The organism is Methylobacterium sp. 001424705 (assembly GCF_059816145.1).
Window position 1 is genome coordinate 1 of sequence record NZ_JCBANU010000059.1, and the last position, 5,226, is coordinate 5,226.

Annotated in this window: 5 protein-coding genes and 1 tRNA gene; 3 read left to right on the forward strand and 3 right to left on the reverse strand. The window is 69.8% G+C overall.

Features of this window, described 5'->3' with window-relative positions:
- Nucleotides 1–939, forward strand: a 939-nt coding sequence (locus AC6EUL_RS22540; RefSeq protein ID WP_499872830.1) for an IS3 family transposase, incomplete at its 5' end; no start/stop codon positions are given.
- A 35-nt stretch (nucleotides 940–974) separates the two neighbouring features.
- Here AC6EUL_RS22540 and AC6EUL_RS22545 read toward each other — a convergent pair.
- The 3 genes from AC6EUL_RS22545 to leuC form a co-directional block, all read right to left on the reverse strand.
- Nucleotides 975–1,358 carry a DUF6538 domain-containing protein gene (locus tag AC6EUL_RS22545; RefSeq protein WP_499872832.1) on the reverse strand — a complete coding sequence of 128 codons (384 nt, stop codon included), beginning with the start codon at nucleotides 1,356–1,358 and terminating at the stop codon, nucleotides 975–977.
- Between the two features lie 85 nt (nucleotides 1,359–1,443).
- Nucleotides 1,444–1,528 (reverse strand) — tRNA-Leu (locus tag AC6EUL_RS22550).
- Nucleotides 1,529–1,634: 106 nt separating this feature from the next.
- Entirely contained in the window at nucleotides 1,635–3,050 is a 1,416-nt protein-coding gene (leuC, locus tag AC6EUL_RS22555) for a 3-isopropylmalate dehydratase large subunit (RefSeq protein WP_056216518.1), read from the reverse strand.
- 241 nt (nucleotides 3,051–3,291) lie between these two features.
- On the opposite strand from leuC, the gene AC6EUL_RS22560 reads away from it, so the two are divergent.
- Both AC6EUL_RS22560 and AC6EUL_RS22565 read left to right on the forward strand, forming a co-directional pair.
- Nucleotides 3,292–4,257, forward strand: coding sequence for a 2-hydroxyacid dehydrogenase (locus AC6EUL_RS22560; RefSeq protein WP_056380213.1), 966 nt, complete (start codon nucleotides 3,292–3,294; stop codon nucleotides 4,255–4,257).
- A gap of 71 nt (nucleotides 4,258–4,328) precedes the next feature.
- Nucleotides 4,329–5,210: an AprI/Inh family metalloprotease inhibitor gene (locus tag AC6EUL_RS22565; RefSeq protein ID WP_499872835.1), complete on the forward strand. Its 882-nt coding sequence runs from the start codon at nucleotides 4,329–4,331 to the stop codon at nucleotides 5,208–5,210.
- The last annotated feature ends 16 nt before the right edge of the window (nucleotides 5,211–5,226 follow it).

Consider the following 5,226-nt stretch of genomic DNA (forward strand, 5'->3'; position numbering starts at 1 on the left):
CATGGCAGGGCTCCGAGGTTGGTTCAGAGCACCATCATGCCGCTTCCACCGCGCGACGCACCCCGAATACCCCATCTAGCCCCGGAGCGACGCCGGCAGGCCGTCGACGGCATTCGTGAGAAGTATGGTCTCTCAGAACGCCATGCCTGCCGGATCGTTGGCCAGCACCGGGGCACGCAACGCTACATACCGACCGTGCCGGCTGACGAGGATGCGCTGACCCGCGCCATCATCGTCTTGGCGTCTGAATACGGACGCTATGGCTACCGCCGCGTCACCGCGCTGCTGCAGGCTGCGGGGTGGCAGGTGGGCAAGGACCGGGTTCAGCGGATCTGGCGTCGTGAGGGGCTCAAGGTTCCGCAAAAGCATCGGCCGCGAAGCCGACTGTGGATGAACGATGGCTCCTGCGTGCGGCTGCGGCCTCTCCATCGCAATCACGTCTGGAGCTTCGACTTCGTGCAGGGTCAGACCCATGATGGGCGAAGCCTGCGCATCCTGACGCTGATCGACGAGCACAGTCGCGCCTGCCTAGCGCTCAAGGTCGCGAGGCGCATCAACAGCCTGGGCGTGATCGAGGCGCTGGCCGATGCGATGTGCCTGCATGGCATCCCGGAGAACATCCGCTGCGACAACGGCCCAGAGATGATCTCGAAGGCTTTGCGGAAGTGGGTCGCCAAAACCGGCCCGCAGATCCAGTACATTGCACCAGGATCGCCGTGGGAGAATGGCTACTGTGAGAGCTTCAATGGCAAGCTGAAGGACGAGTGCCTACGCCAAGAAATCTTCTACTCGCTGAAGGAGGCACAGACCGTGATTGGGATCTGGCAGAATACCTACAACCGCGTTCGGCCGCATTCGTCCTTGGGCTACCGGCCGCCCGCGCCTGTCACCTTCCCGGATCTGGCTTTCCGGCTACCCATGGCCGCTACCATGCAGTAGCCTCTCACTCGGCTCGGTTCAAAATACCGGTCAGGTCACCACAACCGGTCAAATGCGTCCGTTGGCCAAAAGTCCTGATCACTTGGGTTCGCGCGATGTTTCCCCAGCCACCAGCCATAAATCCAAGCGGCAAGTTCATGGGCCTCTCGCTCAGTCAGCGATCCTGAGTTTGGCCGCTCCAGGCAATCGTCAGAGTTGCCGGCATTTGCCTGCGGCGCAGACAGAGCTGCCCACTCTACGTCTAGCTTGGCCGAGGCTTCTACGAAGCGTGTCTTCGCCACAGCCTGGTCTTTTGTACGCAGACTTATTTTGACGATCGCTCTACCGACCCGGCCCTGAAGGGCTTTAGGAACGCGTCGCCGGAGATAGTAGACGCTCGTTTTGGGGTGCAGCCAGGGACTGGGCATTTTCAGGGCCATGTGTACCAACTGTGTGTACCACAGGGCGGCCCTAAGTCACTGATGTCGCTGATATTCTAAACGGAATAACCACTTAGCTAGTGGTTGGTGCCCAGGAAAGGACTCGAACCTTCACCTCTTGCAAGACTGGTACCTGAAACCAGCGCGTCTACCAATTCCGCCACCTGGGCTCGCCGGGGCCGCTTGCGGCACCGACGCGGGTTTCGTTTAGGCGGGGCGGGGCCGGTCGTCAATCCGGATCGCAGCGGATTTTTCGGCCGGCCCGTCGATTGTGGTTCAGGCCTCGCGGCGCCACTCGCGGATGTCGACGAAGCGCCCGGCCACGGCCGCCGCCGCCGCCATGGCGGGGGAGACGAGGTGGGTGCGGCCGCGGTGGCCCTGGCGGCCCTCGAAGTTGCGGTTCGAGGTCGAGGCGCAGCGTTCGTTCGGGCTCAGGCGGTCGGCGTTCATGCCGAGGCACATGGAGCAGCCCGGCTCGCGCCAGTCGAAGCCGGCCGCCTTGAGGATGCGGTCGAGGCCCTCCGCCTCGGCCTGCTGCTTCACCAGGCCGGAGCCCGGCACCACCATGGCGGAGACGTTGGCGTGGACCTTCCGGCCCTCCACCATCTGGGCCACCGCCCGCAGGTCCTCGATGCGGCCGTTGGTGCAGGAGCCGATGAAGACCCGGTCGAGGGTGATGTCGGTGATCTTGGTGCCGGGGGTCAGGCCCATGTAGCTCAGGGCCTGCTCCTTCGACTGGCGCTTGTTCTCGTCCGCGATCCGCGACGGATCGGGCACGGCGCCGGAGATCGAGACCACGTCCTCGGGGCTGGTGCCCCAGCTGACGATGGGCGGCAGGTTGGCGGCGTCCAGGCGCACCTCGCGGTCGAAATGGGCGCCTTCGTCTGTGACGAGGCTCTCCCAGTAGGCCCTGGCGCGGGCGAAGGCCTCGCCCTGGGGCGCCTTCGGCCGGCCCTCGACATAGGCGTAGGTGGTGGCGTCCGGCGCCACCAGGCCGGCGCGGGCGCCGCCCTCGATCGACATGTTGCAGATGGTCATCCGGCCCTCCATCGAGAGGGCGCGGATGGCCGAGCCGGCATACTCGATGACGTAGCCGGTGCCGCCGGCGGTGCCGATCTCGCCGATGATCGCCAGGATGATGTCCTTGGCCGTCACGCCCGGCGGCAGGGTGCCGTCGACGCTGACGCGCATGTTCTTCGCCTTCTTCTGCAGCAGCGTCTGGGTGGCGAGCACGTGCTCCACCTCCGAGGTGCCGATGCCGTGGGCGAGCGCCCCGAAGGCGCCGTGGGTCGAGGTGTGGCTGTCGCCGCAGACGATGGTCTGGCCCGGCAGGGTGAAGCCCTGCTCCGGCCCGATCACGTGGACGATGCCCTGGCGGCGGTCGAGGGCGTCGTAGAACTCGATGCCGAAGTCGCGCACGTTCTCGGCCAGCGCCTCGAGCTGGATGCGGCTCTCCGGATCCTCGATGCCGAAGCGGCGGTCGGAGGTCTGCACGTTGTGATCGACCACCGCGAGGGTCTTCTCGGGGTGGCGCACCCGGCGCCCGGCCACGCGCAGGCCCTCGAAGGCCTGGGGGCTGGTGACCTCGTGGACGAGGTGGCGGTCGATGTAGAGGAGCGTGGAGCCGTCGGGCTCGACATCGACGACGTGGTCGTCCCAGATCTTGTCGTAGAGGGTGCGCGGCGCGGTCATGGCGTGGCTGTTCTGGTTGTTCGTCGGGAAACGGAGGTCGGTCTCCCTTTAGTAGTGTTCCAAGGCGTGCAGCGAAAGTGGGGGCCCGGCTGCGCCCGGCGGATGGCAGCCCGGAGGCGCCCGCATGGGGCGGCGCGCGGGCCGCCGAAGGTCACTGGACCGGTCCGGACCCGCGGCCTAAAGCTGTCGGCGCGGAGCCGCCCAGGCTTCGACCGGATCCCGATCGTCGCCGAGCCCCCCCATGCCGCCCATCGACATCCTGATGCTCAAGGCGATGCATCCCGACGTCATGGACGCCGTCGCCGAGCGCTTCACCCTGCACCGGCTCGACACCGTCCCCGATCCGCAAGCCTTCCTGGCCGAGACCGGCCCGCGCATCCGCGGCCTCGCCACGGGGGCCCAGGCGCCGGTGGACCAAGCCCTGCTGGCGCGCCTGCCCGGCCTCGAGATCGTGGCGAGCTTCGGCGTCGGCTACGACACCATCGACACGGCGGCGGCGGCCGCCCAGGGCGTCGTCGTGACGAACACCCCGGACGTCCTCACCGACGAGGTCGCCGACCTCGCGCTGGGCCTGCTCCTGGCCACCGTGCGCCAGATCCCCCAGGCCGAGCGCCACCTGCGCGCCGGGCACTGGCCGCAGCGGACCTATCCGCTGACCCCGACCCTGCGCGGGCGCACCGTGGGCATCCTCGGCCTCGGGCGGATCGGTCGGGCCATCGCCCGGCGCCTGGAGGGCTTCGGCGTCGCCATCGCCTACCACGGACGCCGGCCGCAGGCGGACGTCGCTTACGCCTACCACCCCACCCTGCGGGGCCTCGCCGAGGCCTCCGACGTTCTGATGGTGGTGGCGCCCGGCGGGCCGGAGACCAACGGGATCGTCGATGCGGCGGTGCTGGAGGCGCTGGGGCCGCAGGGCCTCCTCGTGAACGTCGCCCGCGGCAGCCTCATCGACGAGGCGGCGCTGATCGGGGCCCTCCAGGCCGGCACCATCCTGGGGGCCGGCCTCGACGTCTTCGCCCGCGAGCCGCACGTGCCCCCCGAGCTCGTGGCCATGGACCACGTGGTGCTCCTGCCCCATGTGGGCTCGGCCTCGGTGGAGACCCGGGCGGCCATGGGCCGGCTCGTGGTGGACAACCTCGTCGCCTGGTTCGACGGACGCGGCCCGCTCACCCCGGTGCCGGAGACGCCCTGGACGGCCCAGGCATGATCGGCCCAGAGAGGATCGACCCAGGCATGATCGGCCGAGGCATGATCGACCGAGGCATGATCGGCGGAGGCATGAGCCGCGCTTGCCGCATCGCCGCCCTGGCCCTGGCGCTGGCGGCACCGGCTCTGGCGCAGGAGACCGCCCCGCCCCAGGAGGCGCCCGCATCGAGCGCCGCGCCGGCGCCCGCCGCGCCCGAAGTGCCCTTCGTCGAGACCCTGCCCCGCGACATCGCCGGGGTGCCGGGCACCTGGGACCTGTCGCGGGACGGCAGCACCCGGCGCTGCGTCCTGACCCTGGCGGGCGCGAGCGGTCCGGCCGGCCGGCGTCTGTCCTTCCCGGCCGGGTGCCGGCGGGCCCTGCCGATCCTCAACGGCGTTGCCGGCTGGCTCTTCACCGACGGCAACCTGCGCCTGGTCGACAAGGACGTCCGGCCGGTGCTGCAGTTCAGCGCCCGGGTCGATGCCCGCAGCCTCGTGGCCGCCGCGGGCGACGAGCATTTCAGCCTGGTGCCGCTCCAGATCGTCGCGATGGTGCCGCCGACCGACGCGGTGCCCACCAGCCCCGGCGCCGGCTACGCCGGTGCCGGCTCTGCCGGTGCCGGCAGCGCCGCCCCGGACGCGCGCAGCGCCCCGGCGCCCGAGGCCGCGCCGGCGGGCGACGCCCCGGCCCCCGGCACCTACGCCCTCGACCGCTACCGCGAACAGGACGTCTGCCGCATCGAGCTGACGCCCGGCACCGCGCCGGCGCCGGTGCGCATCCTCGACCATTGCCGCGACGGCGGCCTGACGGTGTTCGATCCGGTCTCCTGGCGCTTCGCCAACGGGCACCTCACCCTCAACGCCCGCCGCGGCCACATCGTGAACCTGGTCGCCACCGGGGACGGGCGCTGGCGCCGCGACCCGGAGGTCGGCACCACCTTCGTGCTGCGCCGGGTGGAGCCCGCCGCCCCGTGAGCCCCCTCCCCTGAAC

Bases quoted from the DNA above. Each gene is read 5' to 3' on its own strand.
- leuC (WP_056216518.1), bottom strand. From the start codon at position 3,050: ATGACCGCGCCGCGCACCCTCTACGACAAGATCTGGGACGACCACGTC.
- AC6EUL_RS22560 (WP_056380213.1), top strand. From the start codon at position 3,292: ATGCCGCCCATCGACATCCTGATGCTCAAGGCGATGCATCCCGACGTC.
- AC6EUL_RS22565 (WP_499872835.1), top strand. From the start codon at position 4,329: ATGAGCCGCGCTTGCCGCATCGCCGCCCTGGCCCTGGCGCTGGCGGCA.
- AC6EUL_RS22545 (WP_499872832.1), bottom strand. From the start codon at position 1,358: ATGGCCCTGAAAATGCCCAGTCCCTGGCTGCACCCCAAAACGAGCGTC.